Source organism: Kluyvera sp. STS39-E (assembly GCF_040932435.1).
Lineage (GTDB): Bacteria > Pseudomonadota > Gammaproteobacteria > Enterobacterales > Enterobacteriaceae > Kluyvera.
In genome coordinates, this window is sequence record NZ_JBFQGA010000001.1 from 529530 (window position 1) to 550543 (window position 21014).

The 21014-nt window shown below is 57.9% G+C and carries 24 protein-coding genes, 2 tRNA genes and 1 riboswitch; of the genes, 21 read left to right on the plus strand and 5 right to left on the minus strand.

The annotated features are described in order from the left end of the window. Positions 1 to 2: 2 nt before the first annotated feature. A complete protein-coding gene (cobD, locus tag AB4K05_RS02560) occupies positions 3 to 1079 on the plus strand; it encodes a threonine-phosphate decarboxylase CobD (RefSeq protein WP_368478448.1) in 1077 nt (358 codons plus the stop codon). Here cobD and AB4K05_RS02565 read toward each other — a convergent pair. After that, positions 1064 to 1933 carry an L-threonine kinase gene (locus AB4K05_RS02565; protein ID WP_368478449.1) on the minus strand — a complete coding sequence of 290 codons (870 nt, stop codon included), beginning with the start codon at positions 1931 to 1933 and terminating at the stop codon, positions 1064 to 1066. The genes cobD and AB4K05_RS02565 overlap by 16 nt on opposite strands. Before the next feature lie 129 nt (positions 1934 to 2062). Then, positions 2063 to 2253: riboswitch (cobalamin riboswitch) on the plus strand. Between the two features lie 93 nt (positions 2254 to 2346). Between AB4K05_RS02565 and AB4K05_RS02570 the strand changes: the two genes are divergently transcribed. Genes AB4K05_RS02570 through AB4K05_RS02650 form a run of 17 tightly spaced genes read left to right on the plus strand, consistent with a single transcriptional unit; the run spans position 2347 to position 16436 of the window. Next, positions 2347 to 3720, plus strand: a complete 1374-nt coding sequence (locus tag AB4K05_RS02570) for a cobyrinate a,c-diamide synthase (RefSeq protein WP_368478450.1) — start codon at positions 2347 to 2349, stop codon at positions 3718 to 3720. Beyond that, positions 3717 to 4676, plus strand: a complete 960-nt coding sequence (gene cbiB / locus AB4K05_RS02575; RefSeq protein WP_368478451.1) for an adenosylcobinamide-phosphate synthase CbiB — start codon at positions 3717 to 3719, stop codon at positions 4674 to 4676. Before AB4K05_RS02570 ends, cbiB begins: the two co-directional genes overlap by 4 nt. A gap of 11 nt (positions 4677 to 4687) precedes the next feature. Beyond that, positions 4688 to 5323: a cobalt-precorrin-8 methylmutase gene (locus AB4K05_RS02580; RefSeq protein WP_368478452.1), complete on the plus strand. Its 636-nt coding sequence runs from the start codon at positions 4688 to 4690 to the stop codon at positions 5321 to 5323. After that, positions 5320 to 6459, plus strand: a complete 1140-nt coding sequence (gene cbiD, locus AB4K05_RS02585; protein ID WP_368478453.1) for a cobalt-precorrin-5B (C(1))-methyltransferase CbiD — start codon at positions 5320 to 5322, stop codon at positions 6457 to 6459. The genes AB4K05_RS02580 and cbiD overlap by 4 nt, the downstream gene beginning before the upstream one ends. Then, positions 6453 to 7058, plus strand: a complete 606-nt coding sequence (locus tag AB4K05_RS02590; protein ID WP_368478454.1) for a cobalt-precorrin-7 (C(5))-methyltransferase — start codon at positions 6453 to 6455, stop codon at positions 7056 to 7058. Before cbiD ends, AB4K05_RS02590 begins: the two co-directional genes overlap by 7 nt. Then, a complete protein-coding gene (locus AB4K05_RS02595; protein WP_368478455.1) occupies positions 7048 to 7617 on the plus strand; it encodes a decarboxylating cobalt-precorrin-6B (C(15))-methyltransferase in 570 nt (189 codons plus the stop codon). The genes AB4K05_RS02590 and AB4K05_RS02595 overlap by 11 nt, the downstream gene beginning before the upstream one ends. After that, positions 7610 to 8383 carry a cobalt-precorrin-4 methyltransferase gene (locus AB4K05_RS02600; protein ID WP_368478456.1) on the plus strand — a complete coding sequence of 258 codons (774 nt, stop codon included), beginning with the start codon at positions 7610 to 7612 and terminating at the stop codon, positions 8381 to 8383. The genes AB4K05_RS02595 and AB4K05_RS02600 overlap by 8 nt, the downstream gene beginning before the upstream one ends. Next, the gene (cbiG, locus tag AB4K05_RS02605) at positions 8364 to 9419 is read left to right on the plus strand and encodes a cobalt-precorrin 5A hydrolase (protein WP_368478457.1); all 1056 of its coding nucleotides are present in this window, start codon (positions 8364 to 8366) and stop codon (positions 9417 to 9419) included. The genes AB4K05_RS02600 and cbiG overlap by 20 nt, the downstream gene beginning before the upstream one ends. Next, positions 9419 to 10144, plus strand: a complete 726-nt coding sequence (locus AB4K05_RS02610; protein WP_368478458.1) for a precorrin-3B C(17)-methyltransferase — start codon at positions 9419 to 9421, stop codon at positions 10142 to 10144. Before cbiG ends, AB4K05_RS02610 begins: the two co-directional genes overlap by 1 nt. Beyond that, the gene (locus AB4K05_RS02615) at positions 10141 to 10926 is read left to right on the plus strand and encodes a cobalt-precorrin-6A reductase (RefSeq protein WP_368478459.1); all 786 of its coding nucleotides are present in this window, start codon (positions 10141 to 10143) and stop codon (positions 10924 to 10926) included. Before AB4K05_RS02610 ends, AB4K05_RS02615 begins: the two co-directional genes overlap by 4 nt. Before the next feature lie 10 nt (positions 10927 to 10936). Further along, positions 10937 to 11716, plus strand: a complete 780-nt coding sequence (locus AB4K05_RS02620) for a sirohydrochlorin cobaltochelatase (RefSeq protein WP_368478636.1) — start codon at positions 10937 to 10939, stop codon at positions 11714 to 11716. Further along, the gene (locus tag AB4K05_RS02625; protein WP_368478460.1) at positions 11713 to 12426 is read left to right on the plus strand and encodes a cobalt-factor II C(20)-methyltransferase; all 714 of its coding nucleotides are present in this window, start codon (positions 11713 to 11715) and stop codon (positions 12424 to 12426) included. The genes AB4K05_RS02620 and AB4K05_RS02625 overlap by 4 nt, the downstream gene beginning before the upstream one ends. Further along, positions 12423 to 13160 carry a cobalt ECF transporter S component CbiM gene (gene cbiM, locus AB4K05_RS02630; protein WP_368478461.1) on the plus strand — a complete coding sequence of 246 codons (738 nt, stop codon included), beginning with the start codon at positions 12423 to 12425 and terminating at the stop codon, positions 13158 to 13160. The genes AB4K05_RS02625 and cbiM overlap by 4 nt, the downstream gene beginning before the upstream one ends. A 1-nt stretch (position 13161) precedes the next feature. Then, on the plus strand, positions 13162 to 13443 hold the full coding sequence (locus AB4K05_RS02635) for an energy-coupling factor ABC transporter substrate-binding protein (protein ID WP_368478462.1): 282 nt from the start codon (positions 13162 to 13164) through the stop codon (positions 13441 to 13443). Next, complete coding sequence (locus AB4K05_RS02640) at positions 13430 to 14107, plus strand: energy-coupling factor ABC transporter transmembrane protein (protein ID WP_368478637.1); 678 nt, start codon at positions 13430 to 13432, stop codon at positions 14105 to 14107. Before AB4K05_RS02635 ends, AB4K05_RS02640 begins: the two co-directional genes overlap by 14 nt. Before the next feature lie 8 nt (positions 14108 to 14115). Beyond that, positions 14116 to 14922 (plus strand): energy-coupling factor ABC transporter ATP-binding protein, encoded by an 807-nt coding sequence (locus AB4K05_RS02645; protein ID WP_368478463.1) that lies wholly within the window; start codon positions 14116 to 14118, stop codon positions 14920 to 14922. Beyond that, the gene (locus AB4K05_RS02650; RefSeq protein ID WP_368478464.1) at positions 14919 to 16436 is read left to right on the plus strand and encodes a cobyric acid synthase; all 1518 of its coding nucleotides are present in this window, start codon (positions 14919 to 14921) and stop codon (positions 16434 to 16436) included. The genes AB4K05_RS02645 and AB4K05_RS02650 overlap by 4 nt, the downstream gene beginning before the upstream one ends. An 86-nt stretch (positions 16437 to 16522) precedes the next feature. On the opposite strand, the gene AB4K05_RS02655 is transcribed toward AB4K05_RS02650, so the two are convergent. Both AB4K05_RS02655 and AB4K05_RS02660 read right to left on the minus strand, forming a co-directional pair. Beyond that, a tRNA-Met gene (locus tag AB4K05_RS02655) sits at positions 16523 to 16599 on the minus strand. Between the two features lie 46 nt (positions 16600 to 16645). Continuing rightward, positions 16646 to 16722: transfer RNA gene (locus AB4K05_RS02660), tRNA-Met, on the minus strand. 211 nt (positions 16723 to 16933) lie between these two features. On the opposite strand from AB4K05_RS02660, the gene mltA reads away from it, so the two are divergent. Both mltA and tcdA read left to right on the plus strand, forming a co-directional pair. Then, positions 16934 to 18031, plus strand: coding sequence for a murein transglycosylase A (gene mltA, locus AB4K05_RS02665; RefSeq protein ID WP_368478465.1), 1098 nt, complete (start codon positions 16934 to 16936; stop codon positions 18029 to 18031). A 108-nt stretch (positions 18032 to 18139) separates the two neighbouring features. Beyond that, positions 18140 to 18952, plus strand: coding sequence for a tRNA cyclic N6-threonylcarbamoyladenosine(37) synthase TcdA (gene tcdA, locus AB4K05_RS02670; RefSeq protein ID WP_368478466.1), 813 nt, complete (start codon positions 18140 to 18142; stop codon positions 18950 to 18952). Here tcdA and csdE read toward each other — a convergent pair. Both csdE and csdA read right to left on the minus strand, forming a co-directional pair. Next, positions 18937 to 19386: a cysteine desulfurase sulfur acceptor subunit CsdE gene (gene csdE / locus AB4K05_RS02675; protein ID WP_368478467.1), complete on the minus strand. Its 450-nt coding sequence runs from the start codon at positions 19384 to 19386 to the stop codon at positions 18937 to 18939. The two genes, tcdA and csdE, sit on opposite strands and share 16 nt — an antisense overlap. Then, positions 19386 to 20591 (minus strand): cysteine desulfurase CsdA, encoded by a 1206-nt coding sequence (csdA, locus tag AB4K05_RS02680; RefSeq protein ID WP_368478468.1) that lies wholly within the window; start codon positions 20589 to 20591, stop codon positions 19386 to 19388. The genes csdE and csdA overlap by 1 nt, the downstream gene beginning before the upstream one ends. A 191-nt stretch (positions 20592 to 20782) precedes the next feature. Here csdA and AB4K05_RS02685 point away from each other — a divergent pair, with 191 nt between their 5' ends. Next, the gene (locus tag AB4K05_RS02685; RefSeq protein ID WP_368478469.1) at positions 20783 to 21010 is read left to right on the plus strand and encodes a YgdI/YgdR family lipoprotein; all 228 of its coding nucleotides are present in this window, start codon (positions 20783 to 20785) and stop codon (positions 21008 to 21010) included. The last annotated feature ends 4 nt before the right edge of the window (positions 21011 to 21014 follow it).

Below are 21014 nucleotides of genomic sequence, written 5' to 3' on the forward strand. Positions count from 1 at the left end.
GCGTGTCTTTGCTAAAGAGCGCCCACGGCGGCAATATTCGCGAAGCGGCGGCACTGCTTGGCGTTGATGCCGATACGCTGCTGGATTTCAGCGCCAACATCAATCCGCTGGGGATGCCAGCAGGCCTTAAACAGGCGATTATCGACAATCTTAACTGCGTCGAGCGTTACCCCGACGTCGACTATCAGCAACTGCATCAGGCGCTGGCGGCGCATCACGGTGTTCCTGCGTCGTGGTGTCTGGCGGGCAATGGTGAAACCGAATCGATTTTTACCCTCGTCCACGGTTTGAAGCCGCGCCGGGCGATGGTCATTGCACCGGGATTTGCTGAGTATCGCCGGGCGCTGGAAACCCTCGATTGTGAAATAGAGACCTTTGCCCTGCGCGAAGAAGACGGCTGGCAGCTGACCGAGCGGATTTTGCCGGCGCTGACGGCAGATCTCGACTGCCTGTTCCTGTGCACGCCAAATAATCCCACCGGGCTAATGCCGGAGCGCGCGCTGCTGGATGCCATCGCTGAGCGCTGTCGGACGCTCAATATCGCGCTTATTCTCGACGAAGCGTTTATCGATTTTATGACCGACGAGCCAGGTTTTATTCCGCAGCTAGGACAAAATCCGCACATTTGGGTGCTGCGATCGCTGACCAAGTTCTACGCCATTCCCGGCCTGCGTTTGGGTTATTTGCTTAACGGTGATGAGCAAGCGGTGGCGCGTCTGCGCAAGCATCAGATGCCGTGGTCAATCAACGCTTTTGCTGCGCTGGCGGGAGTCAGCGTGCTTAACGACCGCGACTACCAGCAGACCACCCTGGGCTGGCTGGCACGAGAAGGTCAGCATTTGTATCAGGCGCTGGGGGAAATTGACGGATTGACCGTCTATCCGGGGCGAGCGAACTATCTGTTTTTACGCTGCGAACGGGCGGATGTTGATCTGCAATACGCGTTACTGCAACAGCACATACTGATTCGCAGCTGCGCCAACTATCCGGGGCTGGACGGGCGCTACTTCCGCGTCGCGGTACGGAGCAAAATCGAAAACCAGCGGCTGCTGGCGGCAATGCGTCAGGTGCTAAGCTGAACCCCGCCCGACACCGCACTTAACAGGTGCTGCTTCGGCCAATGATTGGTCAGTTTTTTCTGCGTGAGTGCCCACCTAAGATACTCCACATCATGACGATCTTGGTCGAGCATCAGCCCGACCACGCTGCCGCTGTGCGCCACGTTCAGGCCGTATAAATCACAGGACTCTACCAGCGCCATCAGCGTCGCAAAGCCTGGCTTGGACAGCAGCGACTGGCTGGCGATAGCGCTGAGCGTTGCCGCTTCGCCAAGCAGGCTAGCGTCTTGCTCAATACAGGCGCGCTGCACTTTTCCCCAAGCTTGATGCAAAACCTCGGCATGCGCCGTGAGCGCCGCTGCGCGAGGAAGGCGATGATAGTCTGCGGTGCGCAAAAACACTGGACTTTCAAGGACTAAAAGGTCGAAATGCGGCGCGGGAGCGCAGGCAATCTGCGTGGTGGCGTGATGGTGACAGAACAGGGTTAACCGGCGAAACAGGGTGCTGTCGGTCGGTTCCAGCGAGACGCAAAGCGCAGCAAGCGTAGACTCATCAAGCGAATGGCCCAAATGATGGGCCGCGGCCACGGCGGTGGCGGCGATATCGGCGGTGCTGCTGGCCATCCCTTTTGCGATGGGCAGGGTTGAGTCCACTTCAATGCGCAGCGCCGAGCTTAACGCCTGCGGATAGCCAAAGTGGGCGAGCAGTGCGCTGACCATCGCTCGGGTGAGCGGACGTTCGTCGGGCAGCGGCGTGCCGTCGCGCACTTCCACCGTGCTATACCAGTCTATTGGACAGGAGATGAGCTTTTCGCTGCCCAGAATCCAGCCTTGTATCAATTCCCCGCAGGAACCGGGGCAGCGCGCCACGCTCATGATTTTCCTTGTCTTGCCCAACGAAATATAACTACCGTAAATATACCGGTATTGTCATAGCGCAACGAAATGATTCATGCGCGGCGCTAGAGTAAGGCGCTTTTATTTTTATGACGGGTATATACCGGCATAAATCTGCAACCAACAGGTTTGGCATATTATGTGCCAGGGAAGGAGGTGAATACACACGTGTATAAATCCTCCGCAGCCCCCGCTGCTGTGATGCTGACGACCCCGTAAACACCACTGATCGCTAGATCGGGAAGGACGGGCGAGGATGACGCTAAGCCAGAAGACCTGCCTGTTGGCCATTAACAACAACTTCGGTGGGAAGTGGGTTGCTTTGTGTTGCACGGCCATTAGGTCGGGCAAGCGCACGGCTATACCAAATCCTGCCTGAAAAAGGTCAGGGTATGGCAGCTAAACAGCACGCATTTGTTCTCGCAGGCACCGGCAGCGGCTGTGGTAAAACCACGGTGACGCTTGGTCTGCTCAAACTGCTTATGCAGCGCGGGCTGCGGGTTCAGCCGTATAAAGTTGGCCCTGATTACCTCGACACCGGCTGGCATACTGCGCTGTGCGGCGTCCCTTCGCGAAACCTCGACGGCTTTATGCTGCCCCCCTCAATCCTCAATGCGCTGTTTGGCGAGCATATGCAGCAGGCTGATATCGCCGTTATTGAAGGCGTGATGGGTCTGTATGATGGCTACGGCACCGACCCAAACTATTGCAGCAGCGCGGCGATGGCTAAACAGCTAGGCTGCCCGGTCATTTTGCTGGTGGATGGCAAAGCCGTTTCCACTTCGATTGCGGCGACGGTGATGGGCTTTCAGCACTTCGACCCAAGCCTCAATATTGCTGGGGTGATTGTCAATCGTGTCAACAGCGACAGCCATTTTCAACTGCTGAAAAGCGCCATCGAACGCTACTGCGCCTTGCCGGTGCTGGGCTATGCCCCGCGTGCCGAAGGGGTGGCGCTGCCCGAACGCCATCTTGGCCTAGTTACCGCTAGGGAATCGACGGTGGATACTCAGCCGTGGCAGGACTTTGCTGCGGGCCTTGAACGTACGCTGGATATCGACGCACTGCTCGCGCTCACTGAATTGTCCGCCTTACCGGTGGGGGAATGGCCAGCCACGCCGCTGCACGGCGAGGGATTAACGCTGGCGCTGGCCGATGATGAGGCCTTCAACTTCTACTACCCGGACAACTTGGCGCTGCTGGAACGGGCGGGGGTGACGATTGTTCGCTTCAGCCCGCTTCATGACCGCAAGCTGCCGGATTGCCAAATGCTGTGGCTGGGCGGCGGCTACCCGGAGCTTCACGCCCGCAGACTCGCGGCTAACCTACCGATGCTGGAACAAATTCGTGCTGCCCACCGGCGCGGCGTGGCGATTTACGCCGAATGCGGCGGTCTGATGTACCTCGGCAGCACGCTGGAGGATGCGCAGGGCGAGATCCACGCTATGGCCGATATTCTTCCCGGCGCCAGTAAAATGGGCAAACGACTGACTCGCTTTGGCTACTGTGAAGCACAGGCTGAAAGCCCGACGCTGCTCGCCGCTCCCGGTGACGTCCTGCGCGGGCATGAATTCCACTACTCCGATTTTATCCCGCAAATTCCGGCGGCGATGTCGTGTCGCAAAGTCCGCGATGGCGAGACTCTCCAGCAATGGCAAGGCGGCTGGCAGCGCGGTAACACCTTCGCCAGCTACCTGCACCTGCACTTCGCCCAGCGTCCCGCCATGCTGAACCACTGGTTTGCCGCCGCAAGGAGTGTCCAATGACGTTGCTGGCTTGGGGCCTCGCATGGCTGCTCGATTTTACCCTCGGCGACCCGCAAAACTGGCCGCATCCGGTGCGCTGGATAGGAAATCTGATTAACGCCGTTCAGCGCGTGGTGCGCCGTTTTTGTCATAGCGACCGCGCCCTACGTATCGGCGGCGGCGTGATGTGGCTGGTGGTGGTCGGGCTGACCTACGGTATCGCCTGGGGCGTACTAAAACTGGCCGCGTCGATACATCCGTGGCTGGGGTGGGGCGTTGAGGTGTGGATGATCTTCACCGTGCTGGCGGGGCGTTGCCTAGCGCGCTGTGCGCAGGATGTTGCCCGTCCGCTACGCGAAGGTCATCTTGGAGAAAGTCGCCTGAAGCTGTCGTGGATCGTGGGCCGCGACACCTCTGCGCTCCAGCCTGAACAAATTAATCGCGCGGTGGTAGAAACCGTGGCGGAAAACACCGTTGACGGCATTATCGCGCCCTTATTTTTCCTGCTGCTCGGCGGCGCGCCGCTGGCGATGGCCTATAAAGCGGTAAATACCCTCGATTCGATGGTCGGCTATAAGCATGAAAAATACCGCGCTATCGGTATGGTCAGCGCCCGACTTGATGATGTCGCCAACTATCTTCCTGCGCGCCTGAGCTGGCTGCTGATCAGTGCCGCGGCCTTCCTCTGCCGACTCGACGGCGTGCACGCGCTGCGCATCGGCTGGCGGGACCGATACAACCACAGCAGCCCAAACTGCGCCTGGTCCGAGGCCACCGTGGCTGGCGCGTTGGGCATCCGTCTTGGTGGCCCAAACGAATATTTTGGCCAGCGCGTCGACAAACCATGGATTGGTGACGCCCACCGCGCCATTGCCATTGATGATATTTCCCAAACGATTCGACTGATGTGGGTGGCGTCAACGCTAGCCCTGCTGCTGTTTATGGCGGTCAGGTTCTGGCTGGTTGACGCGGCCTAAGGAGAGCAGTAATGAACTATATCCAGCAACCGCAGGCAATCGAGCGTAAAAGCTTTGAGATTATCAGCGAGATTATCCATGAAACGCGCCCGGACTATCGCTTTGCCAGCCCGCTACACGAAGCCATCATCAAGCGAGTTATTCATACCACCGCTGACTTTGAGTGGCTGGATATTCTGTGGTTTGCCCCAGATGCCTTGCCGCGACTGTGCGAATCGCTAAGCCGCCCGTGCACGCTCTATACCGACACCACTATGGCGCTCTCAGGCATCAATAAAAATCTGCTGGCGACCTTTGGCGGCGAGTGTCGCTGCTACATCAGCGATCCGCGCGTGGTACGTGAAGCCAAATCTCAAGGCATAACCCGCTCGATGGCCGCGGTGGATATCGCGGCAAAAGAAGAGGGCGATAAGGTGTTTGTCTTTGGCAATGCGCCAACCGCGCTGTTTCGTCTACTGGAACATAAAGGGCTGGAAGCCGGTGGCGTTATCGGCGTACCGGTCGGCTTTGTCGGCGCGGCGGAGTCGAAAGATGCGCTTAGCCACAGCGGTTTACCGGGCATTGCCGCGCTGGGTCGCAAGGGCGGCAGCAACGTGGCCGCGGCTATCGTAAACGCCATTCTCTACCACTTACAGGCCGCCCAATGAGTGAACCGGCCTTCGACGCCCCGGTGTGGCATAACGGCAAAGCGCTACGCAAAGGGTATACCACCGGCTCCTGCGCAACGGCGGCGGCCAAAGTCGCCGCGCTGATGGTGATGCGCCAACACCTGATTCATCAGGTGTCGATTGTCACCCCTTCCGGCGTGACGCTGAACATGAACGTGGAATCGCCGCACGTTGAAGGACAGCAGGGCATCGCCGCGATCCGCAAAGACGGCGGCGACGATATTGATGCCACTCACGGGATGCTCATTTTTGCCCGCGTCACCCTGAGCGACAGCGGGGAGATCACGCTGCGCGGTGGCGAAGGCGTTGGCACCGTCACCCGTAAAGGCATTGGATTGCCCATCGGCAGCGCGGCGATTAACCGTACCCCACGCCACACCATTGAAACCGCCGTGCGCGAAGCGATTGGCCCGACGCGCGGCGCGGAGGTGGAAATCTTTGCCCCGGAAGGGGAAGAGCGGGCGCAGAAAACCTATAACTCGCGGCTAGGTATCCTTGGTGGCATTTCGATTATCGGCACCACCGGAATTGTCACACCGATGTCGGAAGAGAGCTGGAAACGCTCGCTGGCGCTGGAACTGGAGATGAAGCGTGCCGCTGGCTTGGAACGCGTGGTGTTGGTGCCGGGCAACCACGGTGAACGCTTTGTACGCGAGCAGATGGGCATCGACCCGCAGGGGGTGGTGACCATGAGCAACTTCGTGGGCTACATGATTGAAGAGGCGGTGCGCCTTGGCTTTCGCCAGATTGTGTTGATCGGTCACCCGGGCAAGCTGATTAAAATCGCCGCCGGAATTTTCCATACCCATAGCCATATTGCCGATGCGCGTATGGAAACGCTGATCGCTCATTTGGCGTTGCTTGGCGCGCCGTTGGAACTGCTGACCTTGGTTAGTGACTGTGATACCACCGAAGCCGCGATGGAGCACATCGACGCTTATGGCTTTCAGCGTCTCTACAACCACTTGGCCGAACGTATCTGCCAGCGGGTCATGCAGCGGCTGCGCTTTACCAAAGCGCCCCCTATCTGCGACGCCATTATGTTTTCCTTTGATAACCAGATCCTCGGCAGCAATCGTCCGGTGAACGAGATTGTGGAGGCGATGACATGCTGACGGTGGTGGGCGTAGGCCCTGCGGGGCTTCAACTGATGACGCCGCTGGCCAAAGAGGCGGTCAGCCGCGCCGATGCCTTGGTGGGCGGCGCGCGCCATCTGGCGCAGTTCCCTGATTTTTCCGGCGAGCGCTGCGCATTGGGCGCGAATATCGCCGAGGTGCTGGCGTGGATAGAGGCCCGCTCTGCGCAAAATGTGGTGGTACTGGCGTCCGGCGACCCGCTGTTTTACGGCATTGGCACGCGCCTGCTCGCCCATTTTGGTCGCGATAACGTGCAGGTGATCCCCGGCGTCAGCGCCGTGCAGTATCTGTGCGCGCGGGCGGGAGTCGATATGAATGACATGTGGCTCACCAGCAGCCACGGGCGCGCGGTCAACTTTGACGTGCTCGCCACTCACCAAAAAGTGGCGATGGTCACCGACAAGCGCTGCGGGCCGAAAACCATTGCCGCCGAGTTGGTAGCGCGCGGCAAGGGGCATCGCTGGATGATCGTTGGCGAAAATCTGGCCCAGGACGACGAACGGATCCACTGGCTGCGGGTCAGTGCGGTCGTGAACGACTATGAGATGAACACGGTGGTGATCCTCGATGAAAGATGAGCTGTTTTTACGCGGCGAAAAGGTGCCGATGACCAAAGAGGCGGTGCGTGCGCTGGCGCTTTCAAAGCTTGAACTGCATCGGGCTCGCCACCTGATTGATATTGGTGCCGGAACCGGCAGCGTCTCGATTGAGGCGGCGCTACAAAATCCAACGCTTAAGGTGACCGCCATTGAGCGCAACCCGGTGGCGCTGCGGTTGCTGGCAGAAAACTGTCGGCATTTCGCCTGCGCCAACGTGCACATCGTCGAGGGCGACGCGCCGGTTGCTATCGCCGAGCCTGCCGACGCCGTCTTTATGGGCGGCAGCGGCGGCCATCTGTGCGAACTGATTGACTGGTCTTTACGCCAGCTGCGCCCCGCAGGGCGGCTGGTGATGACTTTTATATTGCAGGAAAACCTGCACAGCGCCCTCGGTCATTTACGCCAGTTGGGGATCAGTAACGTTGACTGCCAGCAGTTGGGCGTCGCGGCGCTGACCTCGCTTGGCAGCGGCCACTATTTCAAACCGCATAACCCCGTTTTTGTGATTGCCTGTCAGAAGGAAGAAAACCATGGCTGAGGCCTTTGACCCACGCTGCGTTTGGTTCGTCGGTGCAGGTCCCGGCGACCGTGACCTGATTACCCTGAAGGGCTACCGCTTACTGCAGCAGGCGCAGGTTGTTATCTACGCCGGATCGCTGATTAACACCGAACTACTGGACTACTGCCAAGCGGGCGCTGAATGCCATGACAGTGCCGGATTGCACCTAGAGCAGATCATCTCGCTGATGGAAGCGGGGGTGAAGGCCGGGAAAACGGTGGTACGCCTGCAAACCGGCGATGTCTCGCTGTATGGCTCGGTGCGCGAGCAGGGCGAAGAACTGACTCGTCGAGGTATCGCATATCAGGTGGTGCCGGGTGTCAGCGCGTTTCTTGGTGCGGCGGCGGAGCTGGGCGTGGAGTACACCGTCCCGGAAGTCTCGCAAAGCCTGATTATCACCCGGTTGGAGGGGCGTACCCCGGTGCCGGGGCGCGAGCAGCTTGAATCCCTCGCCCAACACCAAACCTCGATGGCGATTTACCTGTCGGTGCAGCGCATCCACAAAGTGGCGGAGCGTTTGATCGATGGCGGCTACCCGGCCACGACGCCGGTGGCGGTGGTCTATAAGGCCACTTGGCCGGAAAGCCAGACGGTACGCGGCACGCTGGCGGATATCGGTGACAAAGTGCGCGATGCCGGTATTCGCAAAACGGCGCTCATTCTGGTCGGCAATTTCTTAGGCGATGAATACCACTACTCACGACTCTACGCGGCGGATTTCAGTCATGAATACCGTAAAGCCTGACGGTATCGCACTGTTGTGCCTGACGCCCGGCGGTGTGGCGTTGGCAAAGCGACTCCGTACTGCGCTGCCAATGACCTGTTTTACCCGTGAAGGGCTGGTTGAGGACGGTTTTTTGCCCTTTGACAGCAGCTTTGCCCACCAGGTGCAGCAGGCATTTACCCGCTATTCGGCGCTGATTTTTATCGGCGCGACCGGGATTGCAGTGCGCGTGCTGGCGCCGCTTTTGGTAGATAAATTCCATGACCCGGCGGTGGTGGTCATTGATGAGCGCGGTCAGCACGTTATCAGCCTGCTCTCAGGGCATATCGGCGGGGCGAACGATTTGGCGCGTCAACTGGCGGGTATTCTCGGCGTGGACCCGGTGATTACCACCGCCACCGACGTTAACGATGTGGCGGCGCTGGATACCCTAGCCTGCCAGCTTAATGCCCGTATGGATAACTTTCGCGCGGCAGTGAAAACCGTTAACCAAATGCTGGTGAGCCAGCGGCGCGTGGGGCTGTGGTGGGATGAGTCGCTCACCGATACGGTCAGCCGCTGCGATCGGCGCGGGTTTATTACCGTCACTGACCTGCAGCAGCTTCCGCAACTGGATGCGTTGGTCTGCATCACGCTGCGCGACACGCTGCCCGAGCTGCCGATACCGCACTGGAAGCTGGTTCCGCGGCGGATTGTCGCCGGTATTGGCTGCAGGCGTGGCACCTCTTGCTCGGTGATAAGTGCGCTGCTGCTGCGCCAGCTGGCCGCTAATCGTATTGACCCGCTGGCCCTGAAGGCGATTGGCAGCATTGTGGTGAAGCAAGATGAACTCGGGCTGAACCAACTGGCGAGCGACTTCGACGTACCGTTTGAAATTTTTAGCGTCGCCGAGCTTCGCGAACACGAACACCGTTTTCCTTCCTCGCTGTTTGTGAAGAAAACGGTAGGCGTTGGCAGCGTTTCTGGCCCCGCTGCGTGGCGGCTTTGCAATGGGCATCTTATTGGCGAGAACCTGCGTGAACAGGGCGTCACTATTACTTTGGGAGTAACACACTGATGTTAAGCGTAATTGGAATCGGTCCTGGCTCGCAGGCGATGATGACCATGGAAGCCGTTGAAGCCCTGCAGGCGGCGGAAATAGTCGTCGGCTACAAAACCTATACCCATCTGGTAAAGGCTTTTACCGGCGATAAGCAGGTTATCAAAACCGGGATGTGCAAAGAGATCGAACGCTGCCAGGCGGCGATTGAGCTGGCGCAGGCGGGGCACAACGTGGCGCTTATCAGCAGCGGTGATGCTGGGATTTATGGTATGGCGGGGCTGGTACTGGAACTGGTGAGCAAGCAGAAGCTGGATGTCGAGGTTCGCCTTATCCCCGGCATGACCGCCAGCATTGCCGCTGCCTCCCTGCTGGGCGCGCCGCTGATGCACGACTTCTGCCATATCAGCCTGAGCGACCTGCTGACGCCGTGGCCAGTGATTGAAAAACGCATTATCGCCGCCGGGGAAGCGGACTTTGTCATCTGCTTCTACAACCCGCGCAGCCGTGGCCGTGAAGGGCATCTGGCGCGCGCCTTTGAACTGCTCGCCGCCTGCAAAAGCGCCAACACGCCGGTGGGCGTCGTGAAATCTGCCGGGCGCAAAAAAGAAGAAAAATGGCTGACCACCCTTGGTGAGATGGACTTTGGTCCGGTTGATATGACCAGCCTGGTGATTGTCGGCAATAAAACCACCTATGTGCAGGACGGCCTGATGATCACGCCAAGGGGCTACGTACTGTGAGTGAGGGCGACGTTCTGGTCCTCGGCGGCACCAGCGATGCGCGGGCGATTTGCCTGCAGCTTGATGCCGCACGGGTGCCGTACACCGTGTCGGTCGCGACGCCAACCGGCGTAGCCCTGGCGGGCGATATTGCCGGACAGGTGCGCTGCGGGCGCATGGATCTCACGGAGATGGTTACTTGGCTGCGCGAACACCAGACCCGCTGGGTGATTGATGCCTCTCATCCGTACGCCGAAGTGGTGAGCCGTAACGCGCAGGCGGCCTGCGAGCAGACCGGCGTGCTGCTTAGCCGCTATCAGCGTCCAGAGCAGCTCGATTCCTTGACGCATCCGCTGCTGCACTACGTAGCAAATATCCCTGAAGCCTGCGCGCTGATTCAGACGATGGGGGAACGGGTGCTGCTTACCACTGGCAGCAAAGAGCTAGCGCTGTGGCGGGAAGGTCTGCCGGGAAAGACGCTGCTTGCCCGCGTGCTGCCGGTACCTGAGGTAATGCAACAGTGCGCCGATTTAGGCTTTGGGGTGGGCGAAATCTTTGCGCTTTGCGCCCCGTTTAGCGCCGAGTTTAACGCCGCATTTTACCGTCACTGCCGCGCCGATGTGATGGTCACCAAAGCCTCCGGCGCGGAAGGCGGCTATCAGGAAAAGGTTCAACCCTGCCTAGATGCCGGTATTCCCTGCATCGTGATTACCCGTCCGGCACCCTTGGTGACCGGCGATGAACGACTGAACAGTCTGGCTGAGTTTGCCGAGCGCTTGGCGCGCTGGCAGGCCACGGCATAAGGAAACAATGATGAAAAAAGCCCTCTTAGTGGTCAGCTTCGGCACCAGCTATCACGATACCTGTGAGAAAAATATTGTCGCCTGTGAACGCGAACTGGCGGCAAGCTGCCCGGATCGTGACCTGTTCCGGGCGTTCACTTCCGGCATGATTATCCGCAAGCTCAAACTGCGTGACGGTATTGAAACCGATACGCCGCTGGAGGCGCTGCAAAAGCTAGCTGAACTGGGGTACGAAGATGTGGCGGTGCAGTCGCTGCACATTATCAACGGCGATGAATACGAGAAGATCGCTCGCGAAGTGCAGAGCCTGCGCCCGCTATTTCGCCGTCTGACGATCGGCACCCCGCTGTTGAGTGGTCATGACGACTACGTGCGGCTGATGCAGGCGCTGGAGCAGCAAATGCCAGCGCTTAATCCCGATGAGAAAGTGGTGTTTATGGGGCATGGGGCCAGTCATCACGCCTTTGCCGCTTACGCTTGTCTTGACCACATGATGAGCGTCCAGCGCTTCCCGGCGCGCGTTGGCGCGGTAGAGAGCTACCCGGAAGTGGATGTGCTGATCGAAAGTCTCAATCGCGAGGGCGTGCGTAGCGTGCACCTGATGCCATTGATGCTGGTGGCGGGCGACCATGCGATTAACGATATGGCGTCCGATGAAGAAGACTCGTGGAAAACGCTGTTCACCGCGGCGGGCATCACCGCCACGCCTTGGCTGCGTGGGCTGGGGGAAAACCCGGCGGTACGGTCGATGTTTGTTGAGCATCTGCAGCAATCGCTGGAGGTGGCATGAGCGGAAAACTGTATGCCCTAAGCACCGGACCGGGAGCCGCCGATCTCATCACCGTGCGCGCGGCGCGTATTCTCGGCGGGCTCGATATTCTTTACGCCCCGGCGGGACGCAAAGGTGGCGACAGCCTGGCGCTGTCCATCGTGCGTGAATATCTGTCTGCACATACGGAGGTGCGCTGCTGCCATTTTCCGATGAGCGCCGATAGCGCCGAAAAAGAGGTGGTGTGGGACGACGTTTCAAGAGCGCTGGTAAGCGAAGTTGAAGGCGGTAAGCAGGTAGGATTTATCACGCTGGGCGACGCCATGCTGTTCAGCACGTGGGTCTTTTTATTGCAGCGGATTGGCAGCCCTGAATGGCTGGAGATTATTCCCGGCGTGACGTCGTTTGCCGCCATTGCCGCTCGTGCGCAGATGCCGTTGGCGATGGAACAGCAGTCGCTGGCGGTCGTCGCGTGTACCGCGCCGGAATCGGAAATCGCCCACGCGTTGGCACAGCATGACAGCCTCGTGCTGATGAAAGTCTACGGTCGTTTCCCGCGTATCAAAGCACTGCTGGCACAGGCGGGGCTGTTGGATAAAGCCCTGCTGATGGCCGAGGCGACGCTGCCGGGGGAGCAGTGCTGGAGAAATCTGGCGGAGGTCAGCGATGACCAGCCGCTGCCTTATTTTTCAACCATTCTGGTGAATAAACAGTGGGGGCAGGGACAGTGAGTCTAGAACAACAACTTAAAAAATTATCGTTGAGCGGGGCGGCGGCAGCGCTGCTGCTGTTGGTGGTGCCGGAACAGGCGTTTGCGATGCACATCATGGAAGGCTTTTTGCCGCCGATGTGGGCGCTGGCGTGGTGGCTGCTGTTTTTGCCATGTCTGTGGTACGGACTGGTGCGCCTGCGTCACATCGTTCAAGAGGATAACAACCAGAAGGTACTGCTGGCGCTGTGCGGAGCATTTATTTTTGTTCTCTCGGCGCTGAAGATCCCGTCTGTCACTGGCAGTTGTTCGCACCCGACCGGCGTGGGGTTGGCGGTCATTTTGTTTGGTCCGGGCGTGGTGGCGATTCTGGGGGCCATCGTGCTGCTGTTCCAGGCGCTGCTGCTGGCGCACGGCGGGCTGACGACGCTCGGCGCGAACGGCATGTCGATGGCGGTGATTGGGCCTATCGTCGGCTATCTGGTGTGGAAAATGGCCTCTAAAGCGGGCTTTCGTCGTGATGTGTCGGTGTTCCTCTGTGCGATGCTGGCGGATTTGGCAACCTATTTTGTCACTTCGCTCCAACTGGGCGCCGCTTTCCCGGATCCGCAGGCAGGGATCGCCGGGTCGAGTCTGAAATTTATGGGGATCTTCTGTCTGACGCAGATCCCGATTGCCATTGCTGAAGGGCTGTTGACGGTGATGATTTACGACCAGTTGACCAAACGTCAGCTTATCCCCGCGCAAGGAAACTAAGATGAAAAAGACATTGATTCTACTGGCGATGATCATCGCTCTCGTGATTCTGCCATTCTTTATTAATCACGGCGGCGAGTACGGTGGATCCGATGGCGAAGCAGAAAGCCAGATCCAGGCGATCGCCCCGCACTATGAGCCTTGGTTCCAGCCGCTATACGAACCGGCGAGCGGCGAAATTGAAAGCCTGCTGTTTACCCTGCAAGGCTCGCTCGGTGCGGCGGTGATTTTCTATATTCTGGGTTACTACAAAGGTCGTCAGCGTAATGATGACCGGGCTTGACCGACTGAGCTACCAGAGCCGTTGGTTTCACGTCGCGCCAGAACGGAAATTCCTGTTCTGGCTGCTGTTGATGGTTCTGGCATTTAGCCTGCCGCCACTGGGGCAGGCTGTGCTGATGGGGCTCACGGCGGCGCTAACCTGCTGGCTACTGCGAGTCTCTTTTTGGCGCTGGTGTCGTTGGATGGCGCTGCCGTTGGGTTTTCTGTTGGTCGGGGTGTTGACCATTGTGTTTAGCGTGAGTCGCGACCCGCATACGCTGCTGGCGAGCGTGCCGCTCGGCGGGTTTTGGTTGGGCATCACCCAGGTAGGCTTAAACACCGCCAATGACACTTTCTGGCGCAGCCTCGCGGCGCTGTCGGCAACCTTCTGGCTGGTGCTGAATCTTCCCTTCCCGCAGCTAATTGTGCTGCTAAAACGCGCGCGGGTGCCGCGCCTGCTCACTGAGCAAGTTCTGCTGACGTGGCGCTTTATCTTTATTCTGCTGGATGAGGCGATGGCGATTCACCGGGCGCAGACGCTGCGTTTTGGCTATCGCAATGTGCGGCTTGGCTACCGTTCGCTGTCGATGCTGGTGGGACTGCTGTTTACCCGCGTGCTTATTCGCTATCAGCAGATGAGCACGGCGCTGGATATCAAACTGTATCAGGGTGATTTTCACCTTTAAGGAACACCATGCTGGGTACTCGCGATCTGTGGTTTCGCTACCAGGACGAACCGACGCTGAAAGGGCTGACGCTGGATTTTTCCCAGCAGGCCGTCACCGGGTTGGTGGGGGCGAACGGCTGCGGAAAGTCGACGCTGTTTATGCATCTCAGCGGGCTGTTGCGACCGCAGCAAGGGGCGGTGCTATGGCAGGGAAAACCGCTGGATTACAGCAAGCGTGGGCTGCTGGCGTTGCGTCAGCAGGTGACAACGGTATTTCAAGATCCGGATCAGCAAATTTTTTATACCGACATCGATAGTGATATCGCCTTCAGCCTGCGTAATCTCGGCGTGGCGGAGGACGAAATCGCCCGCCGTATTGATGATGCGCTGACGCTGGTTGATGCCCAGCATTTTCGCCAGCAGCCAATCCAATGCCTGAGCCACGGGCAGAAAAAACGGGTAGCGATAGCGGGTGCGCTGGTGTTGCAGGCTCGTTATCTGCTGCTTGATGAACCCACCGCAGGGCTGGACCCGTCTGGACGAGCGCAGATGGTTGAGATAATCAAGCGTATCGTCGCACAGGGCAATCATGTGGTAATTTCCAGCCACGATATTGATTTGATTTATGAAGTCAGCGACGCGGTATACGTGCTGCGCCGTGGCGAAGTTCTGGCGGCGGGTAAAGCGGGCGATGTCTTTGCCCAACGTACGCTGATTGAGGAAGCAGGATTAAGCCAGCCGTGGCTGGTAAAACTGCACGCGGAGCTTGGGCTGCCGCTGTGTAAAACCGAGGCGGAATTTTTCTGCCGTATGCGTGAGAAAGGAACCGTATGATCCAGGCCATTATGTTGCAGGGCACCGCATCCGACGTTGGCAAAAGCATGCTGGTGGCGGGGCTGTGCCGGATTTTCTATCAAGATGGCCTGCGCACCGCGCCGTTTAAATCGCAGAACATGGCGCTCAATTCCGGGATTACCCCGGATGGCAAAGAGATGGGGCGGGCGCAAATTTTTCAGGCTGAAGCGGCTGGAATTGCACCGGACGTACGGATGAACCCGATCTTGCTCAAACCAACCAGCGACCGCAAAGCGCAGATTGTGCTGATGGGCGAGGTGGCAACCAACATGGATGCCGTGAGCTATCACGATTACAAACCGCGCCTGCGCGAGCAGATCCTCGAGGTTTACCATAGCCTTGCCCAGGACTACGAGGTCGTGGTGCTGGAAGGGGCGGGCAGCCCGGCGGAGATCAACCTGCGCGACCGCGATATCGTCAATATGGGTATGGCGGAGATGGCGCAGTGTCCGGTTATTCTGGTGGCCGATATTGACCGCGGCGGGGTTTTTGCTTCTATTTACGGCACTTTGGCGTTGCTGCATGAGGATGAAAGGGCGCGGGTAAAGGGCGTTATCATCAATAAGTTTCGCGGCGATGTTGCGCTGCTCTATTCCGGTATTGAACAAATTGAAGCCTTAACCGGCGTGCCGGTGCTGGGCGTGATGCCGTGGCTGGAGGTCGATCTCGAAGACGAGGACGGCGTAGCGCTGCAAAAAGGCAAATACCGCAATGCTGGAAATCGGGAGATAGACGTGGCGGTAGTACAGCTACCGCATATCTCCAACTTCACTGATTTCAACGCTTTAGCCGCGCAACCGGATGTCCGCGTACGCTATGTACGCCACGTTGACGATCTTGCCGGCGCTGATTTGATTATTCTGCCGGGCAGTAAAAATACCCTCGGTGACCTGCTGTGGTTACAGGAGAGCGCATTCGCCCACGGCATTTTGCTGGCGCAACGACAGGGCGTGCCGGTGCTGGGGATTTGTGGCGGCTATCAGATGCTGGGCGATACGCTGATTGATGAGGTGGAATCCGGGCTCGGCACGCTGCCAGGATTGGGTTTGCTCAACACCGTGACCCGTTTCGCGCCACATAAAACCACCACTCAGGCGACGGCAACGCTTAATGATGCGTTGCCGGGCTTGCTGGCTGCCGCATCCGGGATGACCCTGCGCGGCTATGAAATTCATATGGGCGAGACGACGTTATCAGACGGTGCTAGGCCTTTGATGCAGCTTTGCAAAAATGGGCTGTTTAGCGCAGACGGTGCAGTCAGTGAGGACGGTCTGGTTTTTGGCACCTACCTTCACGGTCTGTTTGATAGCGATGCTTTTACCCGCGCGCTGGTGAACACGCTGCGCGAGAGAAAGGGGCTAGCGGCGCTGGACAGCGACTTCCACTACGCGCGCTATAAAGCACAGCAGTTTGATATTTTGGCAGAATCTATGCGTCAGCATATTGATATTGAAAAGATTTATACGATTATGCGGGAACATCAGGAACCGTAGCGGCGGTGGGGCGCCATTCTCAGGAGTGGCGTATGGCGCTTTATGACAGGCAAAAAAAAACACCCTAATGGGTGTCATTTTAGTGTTGGTTGCGGGGGCCGGATTTGAACCGACGACCTTCGGGTTATGAGCCCGACGAGCTACCAGGCTGCTCCACCCCGCGTCCGTCATTACTCTTCCATCGAGTAATGTTTACTGCTTACTTTAATTGGTTGCGGGGGCCAGATTTGAACTGACGACCTTCGGGTTATGAGCCCGACGAGCTACCAGGCTGCTCCACCCCGCGTCCGTGGAAGCGCACTATACTCTGCTGAACTTTTGTTGCAACCCATTTTTGAGATAAATCACTCATTTTTTTATAGGTTGTACGTATACGGCACAATTAAGGCGTTTTTTTGTACAAAGTTATTGCGAGTCGCCCTAATCACATTTCATTACCCTTGGCGGTTTGTTATCGTCATCGGGCACTTTCGATTATGCGGAAAATAGAAGACACCATGAAAGGACGTTGGGTTAAGTATGTAGCAACAGGGGCAATGCTGGCGATGTTAGCAGCCTGTTCGTCAAAACCGACCGATCGCGGTCAACAGTATAAAGACGGGAAATTCACCCAGCCTTTCTCACTGGTTAATCAGCCTGAAGCCGTGGGCGCCCCGATTAATGCGGGCGACTTTGCTGAGCAGGTGAACCAGATTCGTAACGCCTCTCCACGCCTGTACGGCAATCAGAGCAACCTTTATAACGCGGTGCAGCAGTGGCTGCGCGCCGGCGGTGATACGCGCACTATGCGCCAGTACGGCCTTGACGCTTGGCAGATGGAAGGTACCGATAACTACGGGAACGTCCAGTTTACCGGCTACTACACGCCGGTGGTGCAGGCACGGCATACGCGACAGGGCGAATTCCAGTATCCGCTTTACCGTATGCCACCAAAACGCGGCAAGCTGCCTTCTCGTGCCGGGATTTACGCCGGGGAGCTTAGCGATAACTACGTACTGGCCTACAGTAACTCGCTGATGGATAACTTCATCATGGACGTTCAGGGCAGCGGATACATTGATTTTGGTGATGGCTCGCCGCTGAACTTCTTTAGCTACGCGGGGAAAAACGGCTGGGCTTATAAAAGTATCGGCAAAGTGCTCATCGATCGCGGTGAAGTGAAACGCGAGGATATGTCGATGCAGGCGATTCGCCACTGGGGTGAGACGCATAGCGAAGCAGAAGTCCGCGAACTGCTGGAGCAGAACCCGTCGTTCGTCTTCTTTAAACCGCAGTCGTTCGCTCCGGTGAAAGGGGCCAGCGCCGTGCCGCTGATTGGTCGGGCTTCGGTGGCTTCTGATAAGAGCGTTATCCCGCCGGGGACCACGCTACTGGCGGAAGTGCCGCAGCTTGATAATAACGGCAAGTTTAACGGCCAGTACGAACTGCGCTTGATGGTGGCGCTGGACGTGGGCGGCGCGATTAAAGGCCAGCACTTTGATATTTACCAAGGTATTGGCGCGGATGCCGGGCATCGCGCGGGCTGGTATAATCATTACGGACGCGTATGGGTGTTGAAGACAGCGGCCAACGGCGGGAATGTGTTTAGCGGCTAGTTGCCGAATGGTGCTTCGCTTATCAGGCCTACATGATTGAGTAGGCCTGATAAGGCGTAGCTGCCATCAGGCAGTCATATCGCGCGATATTTATGAGTTTGAGGTTTTATGTCTGTGGTTATCAGTGACGCCTGGCGTCAACGTTTTGGCGGTACGGCGCGGTTATACGGCGAGAAAGCCTTACAGGTTTTCGCCGAGGCGCACGTGTGCGTGGTCGGAATTGGCGGCGTCGGCAGTTGGGCGGCGGAAGCGCTAGCGCGTACCGGCATTGGTGCTATCACGCTAATTGATATGGATGATGTGTGCGTCACCAACACCAATCGCCAGATCCACGCGCTGGGCGGTAACGTTGGGCTGGCGAAAGCCGAAGTGATGGCGGATCGTATTCGGCTTATTAACCCGGAATGTCGCGTTACCGTTATCGACGATTTTGTCACGCCGGATAACGTGGCTGAATATATGGGCCTAGGCTACAGCTACGTCGTTGATGCGATTGATAGCGTGCGCCCGAAAGCGGCGCTGATTGCCTGGTGCCGTCGCAATAAAGTGCCGTTAATTACCACCGGCGGTGCGGGCGGGCAAATTGATCCGACGCAGATTCAGGTCAGCGACCTGGCGAAAACCATCCAAGACCCGCTGGCGGCGAAGCTGCGTGAGCGGCTGAAAAGCGATTTCGGCGTGGTGAAGAACAGCAAAGGCAAGCTCGGCATTGATTGCGTATTTTCCACCGAAGCTTTGGTGTATCCGCAGTCAGACGGTTCCGTGTGTGCGATGAAAAGTACCGCAGAAGGGCCAAAACGTATGGACTGTGCCTCCGGTTTTGGTGCGGCGACGATGGTTACCGCAACCTTTGGCTTTGTTGCGGTATCCCATGCGTTGAAAAAGATGTTGGCAAAAGTAGAGCGTCAGGCCAGCGTCTGACGGGCAGCTTGTGTGATTGCTTCGCTCAGGGCCATCAGGCCCTGACTGCGCGAGGCGCTAAGCTGGCCGCGCAGCCCTAGATCATCAAACAAAGCCAGCGGTTCGGTGGCCAGAATATCTGCCGGTTGTTTGCCTTCCACCGCGGTCAACAGCACGGCCAGCAGCCCGCGTACAATTCTCCCTTCGCTATCGCCAAAGAAGTGCAGCGCGCCGTTCGGTGCTTGCGTGTAGCCCAGCCATACCCGGTTTTCGCAGCCTGCAATTTCCTGTGCCTGCGCTTTAAGCGCGTCACTCAGCGTCGGCAGCTTTTTGCCGAGCAGGATCAACTGACGGTATTTATCTTCCCACTGCGAAAGTGCGCCAAACTGCTGTCGCAACGATTCGGGTGTGACGAGGGTGCCAAACGGATGCTCGGCCTTTAAGGTTGTTGTCATCAATCCACCAGTAGTTCAAGCGCACGGTCGACGGCATCAACCAGCGCGTGTACATCGTCTTGGGTATTATAAGGAGCAAACGAGGCGCGTAGCGTACCGCTGACGCCTAGCGCGGTGAGCAGCGGTTGGGCACAATGCTGGCCCGCACGCAGGGCAATACCGTATTCCGCCAGCAGCGTCACCATATCGCTATGGTGCACGCCGGCAAAATCAAACGCTAACAGGCTGGAGTCTTGGCAACGGAAGGAGCGAAAACCAGGACGTTTTGCCAGCGCCTCTTCTGCAAGGGTTGCGAGACCGCGGCTCCATGATTCCGCCTGCTGAATATCGCTATCCGCCAGCCATTCTAGCGCGGCACTTAGGCCAATAACCCCCGCCACGTTTGGCGTACCGGCTTCCAGACGATACGGCACCGGCTGAGTGGTGAAGCCTTCAAAGGTCACTTCGCGAATCATTTTCCCGCCGCCTAACCACGGGCTCATGGCGTCGAGCAGTTCACTTTTGCCGTACAGTGCACCGATGCCGGTCGGCCCATAGAGCTTATGACCGGAGAAGGCGTAAAAGTCGATATCCAGCGCCTGCACGTCGGCCGGGAAATGCACCGCTCCCTGAGCACCATCAACCATCACCACCATGCCGGCCTGATGGGCAAGCGTAACGGCAAGTGCGAGATCCGGACAGCCACCGGTGACGTTGGACATCTGACCGATAGCCAAAATGCGGCTACGCGGGGTTATCAGCGTGCGGAGTTGCGCAACATCAGGCACATGGTCCGCGCCTAACGGTAGTTGCACGACTTTAACCCCTGTTTGCTCGGCAACCATCAGCCATGGCACTAGGTTAGCGTGGTGTTCAGCGACGCTGACGATAATTTCGTCGCCCGGCTGGAGGCGGGGACGGGCGTAGCACTGCGCCACCATATTAATGGCTTCCGTGGTGCCGCGCGTCCAGACGATATCTTTACCGCTCGGCGCGTTCAGCCAGCGGGCGACCTGGTCGCGTGCGGCTTCGTAGCGCTCGGTTAAGCGCTGGGCTTCGGCAAATTGGCTGCGGTGAACGTTACCCGCGCTGAGCGAGTAGAAATGAGCTGTCGCCTCAATAACGGCCTGCGGTTTTAACGCGGTGGCGGCGCTATCAAGGTAAACCCCGGCATCGTGCAGGGCGGGAAACTGTGCGCGAAACTGCGCGGGGGAGAACGCGTTCATGGAATTCCTCGTATCGATTGTCCGATCGTCGCGCAAAATGCGCATTGATACAAGTGGAGGCGCATTGTCAGAATGGTCTGTATTTTCAGATGAAAGCGGATAAGTGTCTTATGCTAAATAACGTTGGGTAAATATTTCTACCTGTCATTTTGATAGATATTCTTAGCATAAATCGCTGTAAGGAGAAAAAGATGAAAAAGACTGCCGCAATTATTTCTGCCTGTATGCTGACCTTTGCCCTGAGCGCCTGCTCGAGCCCGAACTATGTGATGCATACCAACGATGGCCGTAGCATTGTTTCTGAGGGTAAGCCTCAGACCGATGATGACACCGGCATGATCTCATATAAAGATGCCAACGGCGTGAAGCAACAGATTAACCATAGCGATGTGAAAGAGATGATTGCTCTGGAGAAATAGGGCA

Coding starts and splice junctions, on each gene's coding strand:
- AB4K05_RS02570 (WP_368478450.1), top strand. CDS start 2,347: ATGGCAGCTAAACAGCACGCATTTGTTCTCGCAGGCACCGGCAGCGGC.
- AB4K05_RS02625 (WP_368478460.1), top strand. CDS start 11,713: ATGAGCGGAAAACTGTATGCCCTAAGCACCGGACCGGGAGCCGCCGAT.
- AB4K05_RS02595 (WP_368478455.1), top strand. CDS start 7,048: ATGAAAGATGAGCTGTTTTTACGCGGCGAAAAGGTGCCGATGACCAAA.
- AB4K05_RS02600 (WP_368478456.1), top strand. CDS start 7,610: ATGGCTGAGGCCTTTGACCCACGCTGCGTTTGGTTCGTCGGTGCAGGT.
- csdA (WP_368478468.1), bottom strand. CDS start 20,591: ATGAACGCGTTCTCCCCCGCGCAGTTTCGCGCACAGTTTCCCGCCCTG.
- AB4K05_RS02645 (WP_368478463.1), top strand. CDS start 14,116: ATGCTGGGTACTCGCGATCTGTGGTTTCGCTACCAGGACGAACCGACG.
- csdE (WP_368478467.1), bottom strand. CDS start 19,386: ATGACAACAACCTTAAAGGCCGAGCATCCGTTTGGCACCCTCGTCACA.
- AB4K05_RS02685 (WP_368478469.1), top strand. CDS start 20,783: ATGAAAAAGACTGCCGCAATTATTTCTGCCTGTATGCTGACCTTTGCC.
- AB4K05_RS02640 (WP_368478637.1), top strand. CDS start 13,430: ATGACCGGGCTTGACCGACTGAGCTACCAGAGCCGTTGGTTTCACGTC.
- cbiG (WP_368478457.1), top strand. CDS start 8,364: ATGAATACCGTAAAGCCTGACGGTATCGCACTGTTGTGCCTGACGCCC.
- AB4K05_RS02650 (WP_368478464.1), top strand. CDS start 14,919: ATGATCCAGGCCATTATGTTGCAGGGCACCGCATCCGACGTTGGCAAA.
- AB4K05_RS02590 (WP_368478454.1), top strand. CDS start 6,453: ATGCTGACGGTGGTGGGCGTAGGCCCTGCGGGGCTTCAACTGATGACG.
- cbiB (WP_368478451.1), top strand. CDS start 3,717: ATGACGTTGCTGGCTTGGGGCCTCGCATGGCTGCTCGATTTTACCCTC.
- AB4K05_RS02565 (WP_368478449.1), bottom strand. CDS start 1,933: ATGAGCGTGGCGCGCTGCCCCGGTTCCTGCGGGGAATTGATACAAGGC.
- mltA (WP_368478465.1), top strand. CDS start 16,934: ATGAAAGGACGTTGGGTTAAGTATGTAGCAACAGGGGCAATGCTGGCG.
- tcdA (WP_368478466.1), top strand. CDS start 18,140: ATGTCTGTGGTTATCAGTGACGCCTGGCGTCAACGTTTTGGCGGTACG.
- AB4K05_RS02580 (WP_368478452.1), top strand. CDS start 4,688: ATGAACTATATCCAGCAACCGCAGGCAATCGAGCGTAAAAGCTTTGAG.
- AB4K05_RS02610 (WP_368478458.1), top strand. CDS start 9,419: ATGTTAAGCGTAATTGGAATCGGTCCTGGCTCGCAGGCGATGATGACC.
- cbiD (WP_368478453.1), top strand. CDS start 5,320: ATGAGTGAACCGGCCTTCGACGCCCCGGTGTGGCATAACGGCAAAGCG.
- AB4K05_RS02620 (WP_368478636.1), top strand. CDS start 10,937: ATGAAAAAAGCCCTCTTAGTGGTCAGCTTCGGCACCAGCTATCACGAT.
- AB4K05_RS02635 (WP_368478462.1), top strand. CDS start 13,162: ATGAAAAAGACATTGATTCTACTGGCGATGATCATCGCTCTCGTGATT.